The 22,202-nt window shown below is 47.4% G+C and carries 26 protein-coding genes; 3 read left to right on the forward strand and 23 right to left on the reverse strand.

Features of this window, described 5'->3' with window-relative positions:
• Positions 1 to 98: 98 nt before the first annotated feature.
• Both ACLBLI_RS19205 and ACLBLI_RS19210 read left to right on the forward strand, forming a co-directional pair.
• Positions 99 to 995, forward strand: coding sequence for a MaoC/PaaZ C-terminal domain-containing protein (locus ACLBLI_RS19205; protein WP_414829128.1), 897 nt, complete (start codon positions 99 to 101; stop codon positions 993 to 995).
• Positions 996 to 1,408: 413 nt separating this feature from the next.
• On the forward strand, positions 1,409 to 1,879 hold the full coding sequence (locus ACLBLI_RS19210; RefSeq protein WP_414829129.1) for a nuclear transport factor 2 family protein: 471 nt from the start codon (positions 1,409 to 1,411) through the stop codon (positions 1,877 to 1,879).
• An 88-nt stretch (positions 1,880 to 1,967) separates the two neighbouring features.
• On the opposite strand, the gene ACLBLI_RS19215 is transcribed toward ACLBLI_RS19210, so the two are convergent.
• The 3 genes from ACLBLI_RS19215 to ACLBLI_RS19225 all read right to left on the reverse strand — a co-directional run bounded on the left by ACLBLI_RS19215 (position 1,968) and on the right by ACLBLI_RS19225 (position 4,468).
• Positions 1,968 to 2,609: an OmpA family protein gene (locus ACLBLI_RS19215; protein ID WP_414829130.1), complete on the reverse strand. Its 642-nt coding sequence runs from the start codon at positions 2,607 to 2,609 to the stop codon at positions 1,968 to 1,970.
• A gap of 239 nt (positions 2,610 to 2,848) precedes the next feature.
• Positions 2,849 to 4,069, reverse strand: a complete 1,221-nt coding sequence (locus ACLBLI_RS19220; RefSeq protein ID WP_414829131.1) for an HD-GYP domain-containing protein — start codon at positions 4,067 to 4,069, stop codon at positions 2,849 to 2,851.
• Positions 4,070 to 4,129: 60 nt separating this feature from the next.
• Entirely contained in the window at positions 4,130 to 4,468 is a 339-nt protein-coding gene (locus ACLBLI_RS19225; protein ID WP_414829132.1) for an MGMT family protein, read from the reverse strand.
• Between the two features lie 30 nt (positions 4,469 to 4,498).
• On the opposite strand from ACLBLI_RS19225, the gene ACLBLI_RS19230 reads away from it, so the two are divergent.
• The gene (locus ACLBLI_RS19230) at positions 4,499 to 5,071 is read left to right on the forward strand and encodes a tRNA-uridine aminocarboxypropyltransferase (RefSeq protein ID WP_414829133.1); all 573 of its coding nucleotides are present in this window, start codon (positions 4,499 to 4,501) and stop codon (positions 5,069 to 5,071) included.
• 4 nt (positions 5,072 to 5,075) lie between these two features.
• Here the strand turns inward: ACLBLI_RS19230 and ACLBLI_RS19235 are convergent, their stop codons facing one another.
• From ACLBLI_RS19235 to ACLBLI_RS19330, 20 genes are all read right to left on the reverse strand, one after another.
• Positions 5,076 to 5,675, reverse strand: coding sequence for a glutathione S-transferase family protein (locus tag ACLBLI_RS19235; RefSeq protein WP_414829134.1), 600 nt, complete (start codon positions 5,673 to 5,675; stop codon positions 5,076 to 5,078).
• Positions 5,676 to 5,723: 48 nt separating this feature from the next.
• On the reverse strand, positions 5,724 to 6,662 hold the full coding sequence (locus ACLBLI_RS19240) for a hypothetical protein (RefSeq protein WP_414829135.1): 939 nt from the start codon (positions 6,660 to 6,662) through the stop codon (positions 5,724 to 5,726).
• A 198-nt stretch (positions 6,663 to 6,860) separates the two neighbouring features.
• Entirely contained in the window at positions 6,861 to 7,208 is a 348-nt protein-coding gene (locus tag ACLBLI_RS19245; protein WP_414829136.1) for a VOC family protein, read from the reverse strand.
• Positions 7,209 to 7,212: 4 nt separating this feature from the next.
• On the reverse strand, positions 7,213 to 7,698 hold the full coding sequence (locus ACLBLI_RS19250) for a GFA family protein (protein ID WP_414829137.1): 486 nt from the start codon (positions 7,696 to 7,698) through the stop codon (positions 7,213 to 7,215).
• Between the two features lie 161 nt (positions 7,699 to 7,859).
• Entirely contained in the window at positions 7,860 to 8,267 is a 408-nt protein-coding gene (locus ACLBLI_RS19255) for a F0F1 ATP synthase subunit epsilon (RefSeq protein WP_414831016.1), read from the reverse strand.
• A gap of 75 nt (positions 8,268 to 8,342) precedes the next feature.
• Positions 8,343 to 9,728 (reverse strand): F0F1 ATP synthase subunit beta, encoded by a 1,386-nt coding sequence (gene atpD, locus ACLBLI_RS19260; protein ID WP_414829138.1) that lies wholly within the window; start codon positions 9,726 to 9,728, stop codon positions 8,343 to 8,345.
• A gap of 31 nt (positions 9,729 to 9,759) precedes the next feature.
• Positions 9,760 to 10,620: a F0F1 ATP synthase subunit gamma gene (atpG, locus tag ACLBLI_RS19265; protein ID WP_414829139.1), complete on the reverse strand. Its 861-nt coding sequence runs from the start codon at positions 10,618 to 10,620 to the stop codon at positions 9,760 to 9,762.
• A gap of 57 nt (positions 10,621 to 10,677) precedes the next feature.
• Positions 10,678 to 12,219, reverse strand: a complete 1,542-nt coding sequence (gene atpA / locus ACLBLI_RS19270) for a F0F1 ATP synthase subunit alpha (protein ID WP_414829140.1) — start codon at positions 12,217 to 12,219, stop codon at positions 10,678 to 10,680.
• 13 nt (positions 12,220 to 12,232) lie between these two features.
• Positions 12,233 to 12,766, reverse strand: a complete 534-nt coding sequence (atpH, locus tag ACLBLI_RS19275; RefSeq protein ID WP_414829141.1) for a F0F1 ATP synthase subunit delta — start codon at positions 12,764 to 12,766, stop codon at positions 12,233 to 12,235.
• Between the two features lie 14 nt (positions 12,767 to 12,780).
• Positions 12,781 to 13,251, reverse strand: coding sequence for a F0F1 ATP synthase subunit B (atpF, locus tag ACLBLI_RS19280; protein ID WP_414829142.1), 471 nt, complete (start codon positions 13,249 to 13,251; stop codon positions 12,781 to 12,783).
• A gap of 43 nt (positions 13,252 to 13,294) precedes the next feature.
• Positions 13,295 to 13,516 carry a F0F1 ATP synthase subunit C gene (atpE, locus tag ACLBLI_RS19285; RefSeq protein WP_414829143.1) on the reverse strand — a complete coding sequence of 74 codons (222 nt, stop codon included), beginning with the start codon at positions 13,514 to 13,516 and terminating at the stop codon, positions 13,295 to 13,297.
• A 61-nt stretch (positions 13,517 to 13,577) separates the two neighbouring features.
• The gene (gene atpB / locus ACLBLI_RS19290; protein ID WP_414829144.1) at positions 13,578 to 14,411 is read right to left on the reverse strand and encodes a F0F1 ATP synthase subunit A; all 834 of its coding nucleotides are present in this window, start codon (positions 14,409 to 14,411) and stop codon (positions 13,578 to 13,580) included.
• Positions 14,412 to 14,474: 63 nt separating this feature from the next.
• Positions 14,475 to 14,858 carry an ATP synthase subunit I gene (locus ACLBLI_RS19295; RefSeq protein ID WP_414829145.1) on the reverse strand — a complete coding sequence of 128 codons (384 nt, stop codon included), beginning with the start codon at positions 14,856 to 14,858 and terminating at the stop codon, positions 14,475 to 14,477.
• 172 nt (positions 14,859 to 15,030) lie between these two features.
• Positions 15,031 to 15,912 (reverse strand): ParB/RepB/Spo0J family partition protein, encoded by an 882-nt coding sequence (locus ACLBLI_RS19300; protein ID WP_414829146.1) that lies wholly within the window; start codon positions 15,910 to 15,912, stop codon positions 15,031 to 15,033.
• A 44-nt stretch (positions 15,913 to 15,956) separates the two neighbouring features.
• Positions 15,957 to 16,751: a ParA family protein gene (locus ACLBLI_RS19305; RefSeq protein ID WP_414829147.1), complete on the reverse strand. Its 795-nt coding sequence runs from the start codon at positions 16,749 to 16,751 to the stop codon at positions 15,957 to 15,959.
• Positions 16,752 to 16,762: 11 nt separating this feature from the next.
• Positions 16,763 to 17,413: a 16S rRNA (guanine(527)-N(7))-methyltransferase RsmG gene (gene rsmG, locus ACLBLI_RS19310; RefSeq protein ID WP_414829148.1), complete on the reverse strand. Its 651-nt coding sequence runs from the start codon at positions 17,411 to 17,413 to the stop codon at positions 16,763 to 16,765.
• Positions 17,410 to 19,311 (reverse strand): tRNA uridine-5-carboxymethylaminomethyl(34) synthesis enzyme MnmG, encoded by a 1,902-nt coding sequence (gene mnmG, locus ACLBLI_RS19315; RefSeq protein WP_414829149.1) that lies wholly within the window; start codon positions 19,309 to 19,311, stop codon positions 17,410 to 17,412. Before mnmG ends, rsmG begins: the two co-directional genes overlap by 4 nt.
• A gap of 515 nt (positions 19,312 to 19,826) precedes the next feature.
• The gene (locus ACLBLI_RS19320; protein WP_414829150.1) at positions 19,827 to 20,615 is read right to left on the reverse strand and encodes a DUF4097 family beta strand repeat-containing protein; all 789 of its coding nucleotides are present in this window, start codon (positions 20,613 to 20,615) and stop codon (positions 19,827 to 19,829) included.
• A 93-nt stretch (positions 20,616 to 20,708) separates the two neighbouring features.
• Entirely contained in the window at positions 20,709 to 21,530 is an 822-nt protein-coding gene (locus ACLBLI_RS19325) for an ATP-binding protein (protein ID WP_414829151.1), read from the reverse strand.
• Between the two features lie 6 nt (positions 21,531 to 21,536).
• Entirely contained in the window at positions 21,537 to 22,199 is a 663-nt protein-coding gene (locus ACLBLI_RS19330; protein WP_414829152.1) for a DnaT-like ssDNA-binding domain-containing protein, read from the reverse strand.
• Positions 22,200 to 22,202 lie beyond the last annotated feature (3 nt).

Below are 22,202 nucleotides of genomic sequence, written 5' to 3' on the forward strand. Positions count from 1 at the left end.
TACAATTTTCCTAACAATTACGATTTAGGCGCTATTGATTATCACAGGTAATAATGTACAACGTTGTTATCTACCGTTAGCAGATAAAGGATTATCGTGTGTTCCCATTTGGAAAGTTCGTCAAAGTAGCGATGCACAAAGCGAACAAGGCGCAGTTAACTACCTGGCTTAACAACAATGCGCCAATTGAACTTCCACACATCTCCTCTTCAAAAGAATTTAAGGCTACTCAGTTTCAATCGCAATTAGTTGCCTTCAACAACTTACACAATTGGGATTCCAGTTTTCTCCATCCCTGTTTTGTATTGATGTTAGGTCTTGAGCAGCAGGTGATGGCGCTTAGCCATCCAGCGTCACCATTCTCTGCGTTTGGTATGATTCAGACCGAAAATTGCATTTCACTGACGTCGCCTGTTCATAACGGTGATTTAACATTGCACTGTCAACTTGCTGCTATCAGGCCGTGTGCCAGGGGATTTTTAGTTGATATTGAAGTGTCTGCAATTCAGTTGGGCCGATGCAGCTTTACTGCAGTCAGCACGTACCTTTACAAGATGGATCTGCAACACACGCCCAATGAAGCAACAGTGTACTCACCGATGGAAACGAATTCGTCTACCTCTGAGGCTCAAGGTGAAGCCATATTATGCTTTGAAGAGAATGTAGGGAGGAAGTACGCACGGATAAGCAAGGACTTTAATCCCATTCATTTATACCCATGGAGTGCCAAATTATTTGGATATCAACATCCGATTGCTCATGGTATGCATATGCTTGCTCTTGTACTTTCCAAGTTAGCAAAGAGAATATCTTTACCAGAGATACCCACGCATATAACCAACCAATTCATCTATCCCGCCTCACTGCCTTGCGCTACAAACTTGAATTTCTCTGGCGATCTTTTTTCTAATGATGCTTTATCGTTTCGGCTTATCAACCCCAAAGCGTCGTCACGTAAACAGACCGTGCTGGCTGGAAAAATCACACATTACTGATATCAGTGGTTGGCGTTAGCAACGCTTGCTCAACATGCTGAGTCTGTCGGTGGTAATGCAGAATGCTGTGTTATTTTTTACCTGAGGCGTAAACCGACTACCTGCAGCGCTGAACCATACCATGCTCCACTGTCCGTTTTTATGATTTTTGTAAATGACGCACACGCTTTCTGTCAAACTCACAGGCTTGCGATTTGCGGGTGATTGCTGGTATCAGGCCGACTGACTACCTTAATAGAATTCCACATACGCCAGGCTCGGGCTTTTTTTACCTTTTTATTTGCAAAAGCAGATCAGCTCACCCTGAAAGCAAGAAGCAGCCGGCAAAGGTAGATGGAATTCATTACTGGATACCGTCGGGACATCACTTTATTGTAGGTTAGCTAAAACCGGTAAATTCACCTAAAGGACCCATGATGCGATTATTTATCTTTTTTTTCATGTCGGTATCAACGACATTTTCGTCACATGCCAATGATGCTGCGGCAATCAATCATATTCTGGATTCTTTGCATCAATACGCCGCAAACGCGGATGCTGAGCGTTATTTTTCTCTCTATGCCGACGAGGCCATTTTCATAGGGACTGATGCAACCGAAACGTGGAGGCTCGATGAATTTAAACGCTATGCCATGCCCTATTTTGACAAGGGACAGGGCTGGACTTACAAAAGTATCGACAGAGAGCTCTATTTTTCAGATTCCAACGACGTGGCATGGTTTGTAGAAATGCTGGAAAGTGACAGCCTTGGTGTTACACGTGGAACAGGGGTATTGCAAAAATACGGGAATAAATGGCTTATTGAGCAGTATCATTTAACGCTTCCGATACCCAATGCCATGATTGACCAAGTTGCTGAGCAGATCGAACAGCATTCCCGTTAGCCATTCAGTCCGTTGCTCGCACAGTTACGCAATGTGCCAGCGAGAAAAAAACAGCCCCTGATGGGGCTGCTATTATGATTGGCTGCTATCAGGTATTCTGATTCGTCAATGGCTGAATTTCCAGCTCCACACGACGGTTCATCTGGCGGTTAGCCGAACTGTCATTGGGCACTTTGGGCTGATACTCACCCAGGCCTACGGCGGTCATTCGCGTCGGATTAACGTTGAATGAGGTCATCTGCATTTTCACCGCATTGGCACGACGCTCAGACAGCGCCTGATTGTACTGTTCAGCGCCCGTATCATCTGTATGTCCTTTGATCATCAATACGGTCTTTTCATATTGATTCACCACCGTCGCCACATCCTGGAGTACCGGATCGAAATTCGGGCTAATTGAGGCACTGTCAGTCGCAAAAGTAATATCGCCAGGCATGATGAGACGAAGATTGTCACCTTCACGTACTACCTGCACGCCGGTGTCAGAAAGTTGATCGCGAAGTTCCTCTTCCTGTTTGTCCATGTAATTGCCGATAGCACCACCGGCAATAGCACCTACCGCAGCACCCCAAGCATAGCGACTCTTGTCATGGTCGCCCGTGGCTTTCCCCAGAATTGCACCAACCACCGCGCCAATGCCCGCACCTTTCTGCGTATTCGACATATTATTTGCACAGCCACCGATAGCGACAGAGGCAGCAAGTAAACTTACAGCAAGTGTTTTCTTCATAACATCCTCGTTATTTAAATCATTACATCGTTTGAGGTTACAGCAATTCCTGTTCCATCAACGAAATGAGAACTGCCTAACCCTACCTACAATAGACTATAAAAGCTGAATAGAGGCTAAATGACTCGTACTTTTGTGGTAATTTTTACAGGCAAAGCGGGCACAAAATCAGGAAAGATCTACACGGTGAGTAAGCCGAATGCGCATTTTTCACCCATCACGTTGCTTTTTCGCGACAGTTATATATTTACACAGCGCTCAAAAAACGCTTTTACATCGATTCGGTAGTCACTTGCTTTTACCGCTTTTTCAATCCTGACCGCCGTATCTGTATTAAGATCGATGTCTTTCGGCTCCAGAAAGTGGTTGCCGCGAGTGGAATAAAACACTTTAATTTTCGGTGCCAGCGTCGCGCTGGTTTGCGCCATGACCATTCCAATACGTTCGTTATTCAGCTTTACCAGACTGCCAACGGGGTAGACACCCATACATTTTATAAACTGTTGTACTAACGCTTTATCCAGTTTGTGCGGCGTATCATTCATCAGAATTTGGAGGGCTTTCTGGCTTGGCATCCCTGCTTTATAACAGCGGTCTGCCGTTAGCGCATCGTAGACATCCGCAATCGCCAGCATTCTGCCAGGCTGGGAAATTTCATCTTCCCGTGCCCCATTTGGATAACCGTATCCGTCAAGCCGCTCATGATGCTCAGACACCGTTCTGACCAGGTGCTCGGGTATTTTAACTTCTTCAAGCACCCGAACCCCGTAGTAAACGTGATCTCGCATGACATTCATTTCCATGTCTGTCAGTTTGCCTGGCTTGTGCAAAATGCTGTCAGGGATCCGGATTTTCCCGATATCATGCAAAAAGCCGGCGTAAGCGAGATCATTCACCTCGCTATCTGACATACCAATAAAACGTCCAAAATTGGCAAGAAGAATGGCCACATTCAGCGAATGCTCTAGCAAGTACTCGTCTTTTTCACGTATTTTGGTAAGGCACAAAAGCGCGTCTGGATTACGGTCAATGGACGATACCAGCGCCTGAGAAAATTCCCGGGGCACTTTGTCATCGAAAGGAAGGCCTTGTTTTACTGCGTTAAGTAATTGCTTTTGTATCTTTTTTCCCTGTTTGTGCAGCGTTGCTGCACGTGAAACCTCTTGCTGAAACGACACTCGCGCTTCTGATGTTTCATCCTCATTTTCAGGGGGGGTAGCAACGGGAGATTCAGCCGCGACAGATAAATCAGGCTCACCACTTTCGGGAATAAACTGTTTGGATAAATCGATAAGAAGCGTCTTTACGCCGCGCTTTTTCAATGCATCAACCACGGCTTGCTTGAGCACTTTTCCCTGGCTCTTAATTTTCACAGAGCCTTTTTGTTCGATGATACTCTGGACGTACATACCCGGAGTGAGTTCATCGATAGATATTTTTTTCAGCGAACTCTCGGCCATGAACTACAAATTACAAAAACGAAAAATAAAAAATTACCCTATCTGCCCTGTTCGTACAAGCTAAAACGGCAGTTCCGCCAGCAGGGTGTAAATATCTGGCTTCCAGTTATAGGTTTGCATGTGAACCCGGCCACGCGTCACCGTTATGTCTTCACTTATCAGCAGACGCTGCTGCGCCGCAAAGGATTCGCTACCAGCAGGAAACGCCAGTTTGCCGTCTGCCCGCACTACGCGGTGCCAGGGCACCACGTGCGTTGTTTCTTTTAAACACCGACCAGCCAGACGAGCCCGACCCGGTAAGCCCGCTAAATCAGCAAGTTGGCCATAACTGACCACGCTGCCTTTAGGAACGCGTTTCAACACATAACAAATTTGCTCGCAGGGGGTGTACTTCGGCATACTGTATCCTCAATCAAGCACATTAATATCATGCGTCAATATTGTTCCGTTTGCCAATACCCGCTTACTACCTGTGTCTGCAGTGTTATCCGGCGTGTCAAAAGTCCCGTTAGCATTTCAATCATTCAACACCCAAAAGAGGTGATGCACGCCAAAAATACTGCAAGGCTGATTACACTGTGTCTGGAAAATACGAGTGTGGTTGTCAGCAGTAACAATGACCAGATGACGTCGCTCAAACGTCGCTGTGAGACCTTACCCACTGCACTGCTTTATCCTTGTAGCCACAGCCACAGTTGGGAACAGACTACAGCCTCCGGGCCGCCGCTTTCACACTTGGTAGTGTTAGATGGAAGCTGGCGTCAGGCCTTCGGTTTATGGCAACAGCATGCGTGGTTGCAAACGCTACCGGCATACCATTTTAGCTCTGCACCGTCGTCTGACTATGCTATTCGTCACACCGGGAACCGTCACCACGTATCCACGCTCGAAGCTGTAGCCTATGCGCTCTCAAGCCGTTTTCAGACTGATGTGTCGCCACTATACCGTTTACAAGCGCGCATGCAGGAATTCTGGCAGGGGCCACCTGAACACCGGCGATAATCCGCTAGACTGACATTGGCACAAAGCCCTTTTGTTCCTGAATGAGGGATATCCAGTTCCGCACTGCCGGAAACGCAGAAAGGTCAAAGCCGCCTTCATGTGCCACATGGGTATAAGCAAACAGAGAAATGTCTGCCAGCGAAAGTGCATCGCCAAGCAGAAAAGGCGTTTTATTGAGCTGTTCTTCCATCACCTCCAGCGCACGATAGCCACCGGCCTGTTTTGCTGCAAACTCTTCTCGCCGGTTTTCCGGCATTCCCAGATACACATTGATATAGCGAGCCACGGCAATATAAGGCTCGTGACTGTATTGCTCGAAGAACTGCCATTGCAACAGTTTGGCAAAATCAAAGGCAGAGTGGGGGATCAGCAAAGAACCTGAGGCCAGATAATGAAGAATTGCGTTAGACTCTGACAGCACTCGGCCGTCGTCAAGCTCAAGTACCGGTATCTTGCCATTCGGGGATTTTTCTAAAAAGGCCTGTGTGCGCGTCTCGCCGCGCAGAATATCAATGTCGACCCAGTCACAGACTTTCCCAAGCAAAGACACTAAAAGCTGTATCTTGTAGCAATTTCCCGATTTTTTATCGCCGTATATGCGCATTATCTTGCCCTGAATGTTAAATACTCGAACCGAATAGCTATCCCCACTCTACGCGGCGATGTGAACAAAACCAGTAAATGTTAACCATGAAATGCCTACCAGCAAAGACGCACATCCGATTTTAAATAACTGTATGTCATCAACAGGCCAAAGCGATACCGCAGCGAGCTCGTCAATCTTATCCTGATATCGATTAAGCTGGGTTAATAACGCCGACCTTTCCTCAGGAATAACTAGCCTTTTACTTTCATAGATTTCTTGCATCTTCGATTCGTAAAATAGGATTTTATTTTTCTTCGCATCAGCGACTATTTGGTTCACACGGAAGGCTGGCCACAACACATAGAGAAATATACCTCCGGAGAAAAGAACGCAAATGAATACGTCTATTGCCGGAATTTCCTTGCCAAACCAAAAAACCGGAACAATAGATAACCCGATAATGGCCTGAACCAGGTTATTGATCGCGAAATCTGATATCGGTTTAAAAATACGAACATTTTCCAAACTGACTTTTTCATTAAATACAAAGTTGTTACATATCAACAATGTCGTGGAGGTAACCTGCATAAGATACAACCAAATGAAGAACCAGAATGGAACTGCCAGCATATTTAAAAGCAACACTCTGATATTCAGATCAAGCGCTAGAAGCCCCTCAGTAGAGAGGTAAATAATGGTAACTAGCAGGGCAATGGAAGCTGCGAGTAAAACCTGCTCGCTTAGTTTTCTTGAAATTAATGCTCGATAATAGTCGTAGTCTGACAGTCGGTTTACTAACGATAAAAAATCGACAATGGTGGAAGCGGTGCGGCGGTGGAGGCTTCTGATTGCAAACCAGAGATACCCGGTAACCACTGGCATCCCTAATGCCGCATTGAAATCTCTTTGCGCCCTGATATTGCCATCATCAGGATAGTTAAGCGCGCCTGCAAAATAACTAATCAGCAGTATGGCAATGGTGTAACAAAGTGGTAACAGCCACACGGGAAGTCCATCATGTGGCCGTGCAGTTAAATTATTAGTTTGGGTCATAATTGCATTAACAGCAGATGCTACTTGCTCGCAAAAAACAAGATGGAGCTAAGATATAATCGCATTCTACCCGCATGCTGCATTACTATAAAGCGACTATTTTCTTAGCGTACCTGCCCTAACAATCAGCAACACCCTGTTGAAACGGCGTCATTCTGACCACACTGCAAACTCACTTCCCCCGGGTTCACAAAAATGAAAACGCCGTCCTCCGGGAAACGAAAAAATCGGTTTTATTATCTTGCCGCCGGCGGCAGTGACCTCATCGAGGCAGGCTTCAAGAGAGTGGGTATAGAAAACAAGAAGTGTTGCTCCATGTTCTGTTAGTGAAACAGTATCTGAGTAATAGAAGCCGCCCTGTAACTCCTGACTTTCGAAAGCGGTGTATGTATTACCGTAGTCTGTGAATTTCCATCCGAAGACAGACGTAAAAAAAGACTTGGTTTTTTCCAGATCAGCAGAGGGCATTTCCAGGTAGTTAATTGACTTATCGCGCATCTGCTTATTCCTGTGCGGTAAATGCCGCTATCGCCTCATCAGCGGTCATGGTGGCAGTACATTGAGAAAACCCATAGTAATCAGGTTTCTGATCAATAAAAATTTGCTCTGTTAACGTAAAGGGAATGTCATCACCAAACAGCGCAGCAGGGATAAAGTACGCAGGCCGCTTTTTATAGAAATAAAAAAGATGCGTACCGCACTCACGACAAAAGCCCCGTTCAGCCCATTCTGATGATGCATACCGGGTAATAGCATCACCAGAGAGTATGACATCACCGCCGCAATGCAGAGTGAGTAGGGGACCGCCTCCCCATTGCCGACAGGTTCTGCAATGACAGGCAGAGACTTCCGGCGTTAATTGCTTGACCCTCAGGGCAACAGATTGACACAAACATTGAGCCAGATAGGACATAGAAAATTCCAAAAACCGTAACATCACCAGTATAGCCAGTGATTGATATTTCTTGCTACTGATTGTGTCTGCCATGTGTTTATCGTTTTAAACAGGTAAATGGCGTTCTTGACGGGTTATGAGGATAAGATGGCTTTGCGGCTGGAAAGTGAGTCGCCACGTGGGTGTCGTAGATACAATCAGTAAATAAAAAACCCGGCGCATGGCCGGGCTTTTTTAATTACTACTGATTTTTATTACTTGCGCAGTTTCTGAATCAATCTCAGCTGTGCAATAGCTTCGGCCAACTCATGTGCCGCTTCTGCGTAATTAAAGTCAGCGCCTGGATTGGCGATGTGCTCTTCAGCACGTCGTTTGGCGTCTTCTGCAGCCTGTTCGTCTAAGTCTTCAGCACGAACGGCGGTATCAGCCAGTACAGTGACGGTGCCGGGTTGTACTTCAAGTACCCCACCAGCAACGTAAATAACTTCTTCTTCACCGTGCTGTTTCACCAAACGCACCATACCAGGTTTAATAGTAGTGAGCAGTGGCGCGTGGCCAGGCTTGATACCCAGCTCACCTTCGCTACCAGTCACCTGAATCGTTTCAACGCGACCAGAGAAAATCTTTTCTTCTGCGCTTACTACATCCAGATGTGTTGTCATTGCTGCCACAAAAACCTCCTGATTAGGTACGTAAGCTTAATGAGTTCGCTGGTGCGTGACACCAGCGTGGCTCAATTAGGCTTTTTTGGCTTTTTCTACGGCTTCTTCGATTGAACCTACCATGTAGAAAGCTTGTTCTGGAATGTCGTCATATTCGCCATCCAGAATGCCTTTAAATCCAGTGATAGTGTCTTTCAGAGAAACGTATTTACCAGGTGCACCGGTAAAGACTTCCGCTACGAAGAAAGGCTGAGACAGGAAGCGCTGGATCTTACGAGCGCGCGTTACTACCAGCTTATCTTCATCAGACAGTTCGTCCATACCCAGGATGGCGATGATGTCTTTCAGCTCTTTATAGCGCTGAAGTACAGTCTGTACGCCACGTGCTACGTCATAATGCTCCTGACCGATAACTAGCGGGTCAAGCTGACGAGACGTTGAATCCAGTGGGTCAACCGCAGGATAGATACCCAGTGACGCAATGTCACGAGACAGTACTACCGTTGCATCCAAGTGAGCAAAGGTGGTTGCTGGTGACGGGTCAGTCAAGTCATCAGCTGGTACGTATACCGCCTGAATTGACGTGATTGAACCGGTCTTCGTTGACGCGATACGTTCCTGAAGCACACCCATCTCTTCCGCCAGTGTAGGCTGGTAACCTACCGCTGAAGGCATACGGCCTAACAGTGCAGATACCTCAGTACCGGCCAGAGTATAACGATAGATGTTATCAACAAAGAACAGTACGTCACGACCTTCGTCACGGAACTTCTCTGCCATAGTCAGACCCGTCAGAGCTACACGCAGACGGTTACCCGGTGGCTCGTTCATCTGACCGTAAACCAGAGATACTTTATCCAGTACGTTCGATTCGTTCATTTCATGATAGAAGTCGTTACCCTCACGAGTACGCTCACCAACACCTGCGAATACTGAGAAACCACTGTGCTCAATCGCGATGTTACGGATAAGTTCCATCATGTTTACGGTTTTACCTACACCCGCACCACCGAACAGACCAACTTTACCACCCTTGGCAAATGGGCAAACCAGGTCGATTACTTTGATACCAGTTTCCAGCAGTTCAACCGCGTTTGATTGTTCTTCATAAGTCGGTGCTGCACGGTGAATAGACATACGCTCTTCTTCACCGATAGGGCCCGCTTCATCAATCGGATTACCCAACACGTCCATGATACGACCCAAAGTGGATGTACCAACCGGAACCATGATTGGGCCTTCTGTATTTTCAACCTGAGTACTACGACGCAAACCGTCAGTGGTACCCATCGCGATGGTACGTACTACACCACCACCTAATTGCTGCTGCACTTCCAGGGTCAGCCCGGATAAGTCACCTTCGGTAACTCTCAGTGCGTCGTAAACTCTTGGTACCGCATCTTGTGGAAACTCAATGTCCACAACGGCGCCAATGATTTGGACGACCTTACCTTGACTCATAATTAGTCCTCGTTATCTTTAAAGCTGTTGCCTATACCGCAGCCGCGCCGCCAACGATTTCACTGATTTCTTGTGTGATCGCTGCCTGACGTGCCTTGTTATATACCAATTGCAAATCGTCAATCAGATTTCCGGCATTGTCTGTTGCGGCTTTCATTGCAACCATTCTGGCTGCTTGTTCTGAAGCGGCATTTTCCACAACACCTTGATACACCTGGCTTTCTATGTAACGACTCATCAAAGCATCTAAAATTGGCTTTGGCTCAGGCTCATAGATGTAATCCCAGCTGTGCTCTCTCTTATTGTCTTCAGACTTCGGTAAAGGCAATAATTGATTGATCACCGGCGTTTGCGACATTGTGTTCACGAAGTTGTTGTAAACAAGGTAAACCTTATCGAGTTCACCTTTATTGAACGCGTTAATCATTACGCGAACAATACCAACAACCTGGCTCACTGTCGGGGCATCACCGATGCCAGATTCGGCCGCTAAAACCTCACCACCAAAGCGATTGAAAAAGGCACACGCTTTTGCTCCTAATGCAGCAAATGCGATCTCAGCGCCTTTCTCCTGCCATGCTTTGGCATCTTGCGTAACTTTCTTGAACTCGTTGGTATTCAAACCACCACAAAGTCCACGATCCGTCGATACAACAATGTAACCGACGCGTTTGACTTCGCGCTCTTCAAGATACGGGTGGCGATATTCCAGCGTACCGTTGGCAATGTGACCAATCACTTTAAGCATACTTTGTGCATACGGACGACCCGTGGCCATGCGTTCCTGCGCCTTTTTCATCTTAGACGCCGCAACCATTTCCATTGCACTGGTAATCTTTTGAGTATTTTTAATACTCCCAATCTTACCTTTTATTTCTTTTCCGCTTGCCATGACTATCTCTCCGATTACTCAACGAATGTGCTGACCTTGACGGTCAGCACCCGGTGATTACCAAGTTTGTGTCGCTTTGAAGTTTGTCAAAGCGTCATCTAACTTCGAGGCAATCTCGTCGTTGTAGTTACCTGTTTCGTTGATAGTCTTCATCAGGTCAGCGTGTTCGCTGTTCATGTAAGAGTGCAGTGCTGATTCAAAATCCAGGATCTTGTTCAGTTCAATACCCTTAAGGAAACCTTTCTCTACCGCGAACAGGGAGACACCCATGTCAGCAATTGACAGTGGTGAATACTGTTTCTGTTTCATCAGCTCGGTAACACGCTCACCGTGCTCCAGCTGCTCACGAGTCGCTTCATCAAGGTCAGAAGCAAACTGAGAGAACGCTGCCAGCTCGCGATACTGTGCAAGTGCAAGACGGATACCACCGCCCAGCTTCTTGATGATTTTTGTCTGTGCAGAACCACCAACACGCGATACTGAGATACCGGCGTTAACCGCAGGGCGGATACCCGCATTGAACAGATCTGTTTCTAAGAAGATCTGACCATCAGTAATCGAGATTACGTTAGTCGGTACGAACGCAGATACGTCACCCGCCTGGGTTTCAATGATAGGCAGAGCAGTTAAAGAACCGGTTTTGCCTTTCACTTCACCGTTAGTGTAACGCTCAACGTATTGCTCGTTTACACGGGCAGCACGTTCCAGCAGACGTGAGTGAAGATAGAAAACGTCACCAGGGTAAGCTTCACGACCCGGTGGACGCTTCAGAAGCAGTGAAATCTGACGATATGCAACAGCCTGCTTAGACAGGTCATCGTATACGATCAGCGCGTCTTCACCGCGGTCACGGAAGTATTCACCCATAGTACAGCCAGAGTAAGGCGCCAGGTACTGCAGTGCAGCAGATTCTGAAGCAGATGCAGCAACAACAATGGTATGTTCCATTGCGCCGTGCTCTTCCAGCTTACGTACTACGTTAGAGATGGTAGAGGCTTTCTGACCAACCGCTACGTAGACACACTTAATGCCGGTGCCTTTCTGGTTGATAATGGCATCGATAGCCATTGCTGTTTTACCAGTCTGACGGTCGCCGATAACCAGCTCACGCTGACCACGACCAATTGGGATCATAGCGTCAACAGACTTATAACCCGTTTGAACTGGCTGATCGACCGATTGACGCTCGATTACACCCGGTGCAATCTTTTCAACTGGCTCAAAGCCGTCTGCGTCAATAGACCCTTTACCATCGATTGGCTCACCCAGGGTGTTAACAACACGCCCTAACAGGTTACGGCCAACTGGTACTTCAAGAATACGACCAGATGATTGTACTTTTACGCCTTCTTTCAGGTCGGCGTAAGGACCCATAACAACGGCACCAACTGAGTCACGCTCAAGGTTTAGTGCGATTGCAAAGCGACCGCCAGGAAGTTCGATCATCTCACCTTGCATCACATCGGCCAGGCCGTGAATGCGGATGATACCGTCGGTTACTGCGACGATCGTACCTTCATTGCGTGCTTCACTGGTTACATTGAACTGTTCAATTCTTTTCTTGATCAGTTCTGCAATTTCAGTGGAATTAAGTTGCATGCTCTTATCCCCGTTATGCTTGCAACGCGTCTGCGAGACGGTTCAATTTCGATTTTACGGAACCATCAATTACTGTATCGCCGGTTTTAATTATTAAGCCGGCGACCAGGGCAGGATCCACGTTACAAATAAGCTTCACTTTACGTGCCAGACGTTTTTCCAGTGTTGAACTCAACTCAGTTTGTTGGGCTGTCGTCAGCTCTGTCGCTGACGTTACTTCAACATCCACTTCCTTGTCGTACTCTGCCTTGAAGACATCGAACATCTCAGAAATTTCCGGAAGTACTGGTAAACGTTTATTTTCAGCCAGAACCTTAATCAGATTCTGGCCATTTTCGTCGAGCTGTTCGCCACAGATATTATTGAATATTTCTGCCAGTGACTCTGCGCTGACAGCACCGGTTAATAACTGGTGCATGTCTTCGTTTTCAGCGACTTGTGCAGAAAAAGCCAACATATCCTGCCATTTGGCTATGGCGTTATTCTCGACAGCAAAATCGAAAGCTGCTTTAGCATAGGGACGAGCAACGGTTGTCAATTCAGACATGGCTCATCTCCCTGTTAAAGCTCAGCGACAAGTTTTTCAACAATGTCGTTTTGCGCTTGTGCATCGATTTCACGTTGTAAGATCTGTTGTGCGCCGGCAACTGCAAGAGCAGCAACCTGCTTACGCAGATCTTCTTTGGCACGATTGCGTTCAGCTTCAATCTCGGCATAACCTTGATTAATGATCTTCTCGCGCTCGGCTTGTCCGCGCTCCGTCTCTTCTTCGATAAGCTTATTAGCGCGTTTCTTCGCTTGCTCTACGATGGACGCAGCTTGTTCTTTAGCTTCACGTATGTGGTCAGTGGCATTCTGCTGTGCAAGCTCAAGTTCTTTAGCTCCACGTTCTGAAGCGGCCAGACCATCGGCTATCTTCTTTTGCCTTTCTTCGATAGCAGCCATAATTGGCGGCCATACATACTTCATACAAAACAGTACGAAGACAGCAAAAGCAATTAGCTGACCTATTAGAGTGGCGTTAATATTCACGTCCGCTCCTCCTATTTAATTCGCTGGTTGTGATATCAATAAATTAGGCACCAACAGCGAACAATAAGTACAGCGCAAGACCCACACCGATCATTGCGATCGCATCGATTAGACCTGCAACGATGAACATTTTCACCTGTAGTTGAGGGGCCAGTTCTGGCTGACGTGCGGCAGACTCAAGGAACTTGCCACCCAGCATACCAAAGCCAATAGCAGTACCTAAGGCAGCCAACCCAACGATAATAGCAACTGCGATATATAACATGTAAATCTCCAAGTTTTAGTAAGGTTAAAGTTTAAAGTTAAAAAAAGTTTTAAGTTAACGCCTAGTGGTCTTCACTCGCCAGGCTTAAGTAAACAATCGTCAGCATCATAAAGATGAATGCTTGCAACGGTAGCACCAGCAGGTGGAATACGGCCCACATGAAGTGCATCGGTAGCTGGAAGTAACCCACCGTGGCTATCAGAATGAAGATAAGCTCACTTGCATAAAGGTTACCGAACAGACGTAGTGCCAGGGAGAACGGTCTCGCCAGCAACGTAATGGATTCAAGAATAAAGTTAACCGGAATAAACGCCCAGTGATTGAAAGGCTGCAGCGTCAACTCCTTGGTAAAGCCGCCGACACCTTTAATCTTGATGGAGTAAAATATCATCAGGAAAAAGACACCCAGTGCCAACGCCACTGTAAGGTTAAGGTCGGTTGTCGGTACCGCTTTCATGTAAACGTCATGCGGGTCCATACCAAAGCCGTACTGACCTATCATGCCCGCAATGGTGGGTAGCAAATCAACCGGGACCAAGTCCATCAGGTTCATCAGTAGTACCCAGACAAAGATTGTCAGTGCCAATGGAGCAATAAGCGAACTTCTGCCATGGAAAGAGCTTTTCACGCTGCCATCCACAAAGTCGAAAATTAATTCAACGAACGCCTGAAGTTTGCCAGGCACGCCTGTGGTCGCCGATTTCGCTACTTTGCGAAATAACCAAAGAAAAAGTATACCTAAGCCTATCGACCAGCCCAGCGTGTCAATATGCCAGACCCAAAAGCCGGCATCTTCACAAGCCTTGTTGAACACGATCCCGTCATCGGATGTGCACATTCTGGCATTGGTCAAATGGTGCTTGATATATTCTGATGTAGTGTATTCAGAAGCCATTGTTTAACCCAAAGTTTTTTAAAAAATTCTGTTTTTCCCAGTCTGGGCCGGGTGACAAGCGCGCTATCGTCTGGCTATCGTCAGCCAGAAGCTAATCGCTGTTATTGCATATGCACTGAAAAGAAATAACGGTTGTGCATCCGAAAGCCTGAAGGCAATAACAAAAATCAGCGCTGTAAATATTAGTTTCATTTGCATTCCTTTCGCGGTGCTCTTATGAACCAGATTTGACTGTCTGGCACCTGAATATCGAAAAGAATAAAACGCAAATATCGCGTTAGGAATGATACTCGCGGCGGATCCTGCGATCACTGAAATAATTATGCCGGTATCAGTTTGTAACGCTGCAGCAACGGTCATTACCGCTGCGCATATAATCTGTGCAAAAATACCCGTTTTTGCCAGTTTTTTTCCGTCTTTTACTAAATCGTCCAATGACGTTCTCACGGGCTTTCCGGTACGAAGACGAAAAGCGTCAAAAGTATACTTGGAAATAGCAGTATTTCAACCTCTTGGACAAGAATGTAAAGTATATTGAAAATTTTCAGAAGCAATAACAGTTTTATCCTCCAAACGGCTTATAAACGAGACAGGCTTAGCCGCAAACGTTTACGTTCTGCTATTCCTGCAGGTGTAATTTTTCCAGGATCCCATCCAGCTCATCGAGGCTGCCAAAATTAATCACCATTTTCCCTTTTCCCTTCGCATTGTGGTCAATTGCAACCGGTGCGCCCAGGTTTTCTGAAAGACGGGTCATCAGATTTTTTACGTCAGGGTCGATTTCTTTTTCCGGCTTGGGTTTAGCAGGCTCCAGAAGCTTTCGCACCAGCTTTTCGGTATCGCGCACGGTCAGCCCTTTTCCTGACACGGTCTGCGCAGCCTCTGACTGCATCTCACCATCCAGTGCCAGTAACGCCCGGGCATGTCCCATTTCGATGTCGCCATGCTCAACTAATAACTTTACGTCATCATTGAGGTTATTTAACCGCAGCAGATTGGTTACCGTAGTACGGGATTTCCCAACGGCCTCTGCCACTTCCTGATGAGTCAGTTCAAACTCAATCATCAACCGGTCAAGCGCCTGGGCTTCTTCCATAGCGTTAAGGTCTTCACGCTGAATATTTTCTATCAGGGCAATGGCAACGGCGGCTTCATCGGGAACATTTTTAACCAGACAGGGAACTTCATCGAGCTGCGCCAGTTGCGCGGCACGCCAGCGACGTTCACCGGCAATAATTTCAAAGCGATGCTCTCCAAGCTGCCTGACAACAATCGGCTGGATGACGCCTTGCGAACGAATAGAGGAGGCCAGTTCTTCCAGCGCTTCAGGTGACATGTCCTTACGGGGCTGGTATTTCCCGGGTACGAGATACTCGATGGGAAGCTTACTGAGTTCACTTTGTGTCGGGTTTGATTCGGGTTGTTGTTGTCGGTCGGAAGACTGGCTGGTAGCCAGAAGCGCGTCAAGACCGCGACCAAGTCCTCTTTTTTTCGCTGACATAGTATCCTCAAATGCCAGATTTCGAACTGGCAATACCGTTTTGCTTAACTGGCTTTCGCCGGGGGTTGTACCGCTTTATCACGACGGCGCAGAATTTCGCCAGCCAATGCCAGATAGGCTTTGGCACCAGTTGACGATTTATCGTAATACATCGCTGGTGCACCAAAACTCGGTGCTTCCGCCAACCGCACGTTTCGAGGTATCACCGTGCGATACACCTGCTCACCAAAATGGCGTTTCAGCTGTTCAGACACATCATTGGCGAGACGGTTGCGCGGATCATACATGGTTCTGAGAACACCTTCTATCCTCAGATTCGGGTTCACCACCGATGCCAGCTTCTGAATAGTGTCCATCAGGGCGGTTAACCCTTCAAGAGCATAATATTCACACTGCATTGGGACCAACACAGAGTCCGCAGCGGCCAGCGCATTTACTGTTAGCTGATTAAGCGAGGGCGGGCAGTCGATAAAGACAAAATCATAATAATCCATCACTGGCTTTAGCGCGTTGCGAAGACGAACCTCGCGGGCGAATTGTTCCATCAATTTAATTTCAGCGGCAGTGACATCGCCATTAGCAGCAATAAGATCGTATTTTCCCGACGTATTGCGAACGATGACATCGTTAATGGGTTTTTCTTCAATCAGTAACTCGTACGCTGTGGCGTCTACCTCGTATTTGTCGACACCGCTACCCATCGTCGCATTACCCTGCGGATCCAGATCGATTAACAGCACTTTACGCTTTGTCGCTGCCATTGAGGCTGCCACATTCACTGCCGTTGTGGTTTTACCCACGCCACCTTTCTGATTCGCTATTGCGATAACCTTAGCCACTGTTCGTCCCGTTACGCTTTGATGATCGTTACCAGATGTCTTTCGCCTTCCAGTCCTGGCACAGACAGGTTATCCACTTTATCGATGTGAAAGTGATTACTCACTTCGTCTATTTCAGACTGTGGAAACTGCCCTTTAAGCGCCAGGAACTTACCCTGAGAATCTACCAGATGCTCACACCAGTGCAACATATCTTTTAGTGAGGCAAATGCCCGACTTACCACTGCATCGTACGGTTGTGGCGGGTTGTGGGCTTCTACACGAGACTGAATTGGCGCAGCATTTTTGACGCCCATTTCATACAATGCCTGTTTCATAAACCGAACACGCTTCCCAAGACTGTCCAGCAAGGTGAACCGGACATCTGGGAGCACGATTGCCAGCGGAATCCCCGGCAGGCCCGGCCCTGTGCCAACATCGATAACATTCTTATTCTGAATAAATGGCTTTACCGCCAGCGAATCCAGAATGTGTTTAACCATCATCTGCTCAGGCTCGCGCACAGAGGTCAGGTTGTAGGCTTTGTTCCATTTGTGAATGAGGGCAACATAACGCACCAGTAAGTCGCGTTGCTGTTCAGTGATGTCATTAAGGCCAAGTCTGGCTATACCGTCATCCAAAATACGACGCAATGCGTTTTCATTCAGTGTTTCACTGGTCACGCGGTTTTTAGTTCCTGTTTTCTCAACATGCCATGCTTTTTCAGATACACAAGCAACAGCGAAATCGCTGCCGGTGTAATCCCGGAGATTCGAGACGCTTTGCCAATCGTTTCAGGGCGAGCGTCTGAGAGCTTGGCAATCACTTCATTTGATAGGCCCGATATCTTACTGTAATCGAAGTCGGCTGGCAGCAAGGTATTCTCATGACGTTGTGCTTTTGCAATTTCATCAAGCTGCCTGGCAATGTAGCCCGCATACTTAATTTGAATTTCAACCTGCTCCGCAGCGATTGGATCTTCTACCTTCGGGCCAAGGCTTTCAATGGAGGTCAGCTTGTCATAGGTCATTTCTGGACGGCGAATTAGCTCCTCCAGAGAATGCTCTCGACTTACCGGATTTTTAAGTAATGGATTCAGCGCGTCTACCGCTGCATGATCGGGATGGATCCACTGACCACGCAATCGAGCCAGTTCTTTCTCAACGATCTCCATTTTGTCGTTGTACTTTTTCCAGCGAGCCTCATCCACCAGCCCTAATTCACGGCCAAGGGCTGTCAGACGGCTGTCAGCATTGTCTTCGCGCAACAGTAACCGGTACTCGGCGCGGCTGGTAAACATGCGATAGGGCTCTTTAGTCCCCATGGTTGCCAGATCGTCAATCAAGACACCCATGTAGGCCTGATCCCGACGCAGAATCATCGGATCTTTTTCCTGAACCTGTAACGCTGCGTTTGCTCCCGCTACCAGACCTTGTGCACCCGCTTCTTCGTAGCCGGTGGTACCATTGATCTGACCTGCGAAAAATAGTCCGCCGATAAATTTGGTTTCCAGCGTCTGACGCAAATCCCGAGGATCGAAGAAATCATATTCAATGGCATAGCCAGGGCGCACAATGTGTGCATTTTCAAACCCTTTAATTGAACGAACCAGTGCCATTTGAACATCAAAAGGAAGACTGGTCGAAATGCCGTTAGGGTATACCTCGATGCTGTTAAGCCCCTCTGGTTCTACAAAAATCTGATGAGAGTCTTTATCAGCGAAACGGGTAATTTTATCTTCAATACTGGGGCAATAGCGCGGTCCTACGCCTTCTATCACCCCGGTAAACATGGGCGATCTGTCCAGTCCTCCGCGAATGATATCGTGAGTCTGGGCGTTAGTATGCGTGATATAGCAAGGGATCTGTCGCGGATGCATATCGCGATCCCCCATGAACGAAAATACCGGAACCGGATCATCTCCAGCCTGTTCCTGCATTACGCTAAAATCAAGGGAACGTGCATCAAGACGCGCCGGCGTGCCGGTTTTTAGGCGGTCTACACGAAACGGCAGTGCACGCAATCTGTCTGCCAATGCGATGGAAGGGGGATCGCCAGCACGTCCTCCGCGATAATTCTCAAGACCGATATGGATCGTGCCACCAAGAAACGTACCGACCGTAAGTACGACTGACTTCGCTTTAAATTTCAGACCCATTTGCGTGACCACACCCGTCACGCGATCATTTTCTACGATCAGGTCATCCACACTTTGTTGGAAAAGCGTAAGATTTGGCTGGTTTTCGACAATGTTTCTGATGGCATTGCGATACAGGGTTCTGTCAGCCTGGGCGCGGGTTGCACGCACGGCTGGGCCTTTACTGGAATTCAGCGTTCTGAACTGGATCCCGCCTTTGTCGATCGCCAGTGCCATAGCACCACCCAATGCATCAATTTCCTTTACCAGGTGTCCTTTCCCGATCCCGCCGATCGCAGGATTACAAGACATCTGTCCGATCGTCTCGATATTGTGGGTTAACAATAACGTATTCACGCCCATGCGAGCGGAAGCTAATGCGGCTTCTGTGCCTGCATGTCCGCCACCGACGACTATGACGTCAAACGCTTGTTGATAGAACATGGAATACCTCGTTAAGCCTGATAAGTCCGGACTTCTTCAGTTTCTGGAAAACCAGGGTGTGCTCTGAAAAAGGGCGCGTATTTTAGCTGAAGTCGTAGTGAATGAAAATGGTTAAATTTTCTTCAGTGAGATCTTAATTTGGAAAACGGATCGTGGCTAGTGATCTTAAGATCTTCTAGAGATCTCTTTATTTTTATATTTATTAGGATCGCGAGGATCTGTTGATAAGGCGTTTAAGCTTTTAATTAACAGTAGTTTACGCGAATGATAACTATGGGGAAATGGGATCGGTATCCCCCTTGTGATCCTGTGCATAACCAGTGTATTTATCCACAAAGGCAAATCACTGAAAAACTGTCCCGTTTGAGATCAGAGCTTATACACAGTGGATCAGAGGATCCTATCCACAGGAGTGATCAAAGTGTGATCTGCCTGGGGATAAAGTGTTGAGTAGATCGTCAGTGCGATCAAAAAAAGCCCACAAATCGTGGGCTTGATCGCGATCTTACTGTGGATTAGATCTTTTCCACTCGCACACTGCCACCGGAGGTATGTAACTCAAGCTCAGGTCCGCCGCCATTAATTTTTCCCCGGATCCGTTGTTTCTTTACCTTACCGGATACGTCAAATTCTGATTTTACACGTCCGCCACTGGTCGATGCATCGATATCAATAGCCACATCTGATGGTAAACGGGCCGTAATGGAGCCTCCTGAAGTGGTTAAACTGGCGTCTTGTTGGGGTTGTTTTGCAAATGTCACATTGATGCTGCCGCCGGAGGTGTGCGCATCGATTTCGCCCATAATGTCCTGCGTTCGAATTGAACCGCCAGATGTATGAAGACTGATATCACCTTCCACATCGCCAACGCTTATCGAGCCGCCAGAGGTTCTTGCTTTGATTTCGCCAATAAGATCTTCGATTTCTATACTGCCGCCTGAGGTATCCAGGTCCAGATTAAACCGCTTTGGTACCGTGATCTGGTATTTCACTTTCAGTGAATTCCAGCTCCAGCCGTGTCCATTTTCACGCTGACCTCGAATGGTCAGACCGTCTCCGTTTACGTCAAAACTAACGTCGAAGTCGTCTTCCTGGCTCCCCTCAATTTCTGCTCTTACGTCTATACTGTCACTGTTGTGGGTGAGGATCTCAATGCTACCCGCATCGGTTTTCACCGTCAGTGTTTCTCCTTCATTCACAGTAAAACTGCGATCGATTTCTCTGGCATTGGCTAGGGAAGCGGTGGCTAGCGCGGTTAATAATGTGGCGGTCGCGATGCGCGAAAACAAAGTGCGGTTAAGCATGGGGATATCCTCAATATAAAAAGTGATTGGATCTGTTACTGAGGATATGTCGCAATGCAGGTTGTGAAAGTTTAAATGTGTAAGAAAAAGTTTTTAACGAACCTGATTTGGCTGATAGCGAGTGGATGCTGAAGACGGCTCAGGTTCATCCTGTCCGAGTTCCTGTCGACGGCTTGGACCTGAGAATCGTACTTTATAAGTATCGTATTCTTTGATGGATTCAAAACAATAGCGGCCTAAGGCGTGTTCAAGTTCGTTCAGGTTATGGTTAGTAATGATGATACAGTTTTTCTTATTCACCAGACGCTGACGAAGCAGGTTGCCCAGCCAGCTTTGGGTATTTTTTTTCAGTACCGATTCGTTTACGCATACTTCGTCCAGGATCAGAAGGTCTACATCCAGCAGTTCCTGGTTAGCTTCGCGGAATTTCTGACCAATGTTGTCCTGGGCATTGAAGTCATATGAGAAATAGCGCATTTCCTGAAGGGTGGAAAGCTGACGGTAGAGCACGGAAATTTCGTATTGGTCGATCAGCTGATGGGCGATCGCGCCAGCTATGTGGGATTTACCGCGGCCATAATCGCCGTAGAATAACATCATGTGGGAACCGCTTTCCCGCCAGGATGGATCATCATGTGCAGCTATAAACGATTGTGCGATAGACACCGCCTCTATAACATCGTCGCTGTCTTCAATCAGATTTGCAAAGGTCCACTTGGGGTTAAGATCTGAGCGTCCGTGAATGGCTTGTACGCGCTCTTTCTTTGCGCGTTGCTGTAACTGCTGGATTTCTTGATTTGCCTGCTCCTCGTAGTGCTTACGCAGCACGTTATAATCGACATACTGATTGTCAGTATCGACATTTCGGCCCATCGAGCGGGCAAGGTTGGCTATTTTATCTTTAATAGAATCCATACAGGGTTACGACTTCTTCTTGGCTGCGTATTTTTCTACCAGTTTGCGGGCATTATCATCTGCTTCTATGCCCGGCGCAACCTTGACGTTTTGTGAACCCACTTTGCGTACCTGGGTATGACCACTGGCAAGCCGCTTTCGCTTCATGCTGTAAGCAAACTTTTGCGTCCACTGAAAATGACTGAATACAGTTGTAGGTCGCCCAAGCCAGTAGGCTACAAATTCGCCGATATCCTCTTCTGAATAGTCCTGATCGATCAGCCCAAGCAGGTTAGCCATATCGGTAAAGAGCGTATCATCAGGACGCCAGCTTACCTGCATCGGTTGATGCTGATGATGAAGATGCACATAGGCATCCTGCTGCGCGGCAATCAGCGGTAGTATTAACGCCACGCCATTTAGTGACTGGTCCAGTGTGTAGGCTTCAGGTAAAGCAATCAGCCCGTGTTGTTCAAGCTGACGCAGCACACTGTTGACTTGCCGTCCGCGGGTATATTGCCCGTCAGGGGTATCGCCATTTAACAGCGTAAGTAAATTTTTATACTGAAGCGGGGCACTGGTAGCTGTACTGGTATTGGCGGTTGGTCTGAGCCCCAGACAATAAAGCACTCTGGCATCATTGGATAATGCCTGATTAAGCGCCTGGTGTTCCGCTTCAGTGAATAGCATTGT

Origin of the sequence: Alteromonas sp. H39, from assembly GCF_047556435.1 — a bacterium.
Lineage (GTDB): Bacteria > Pseudomonadota > Gammaproteobacteria > Enterobacterales > Alteromonadaceae > Alteromonas.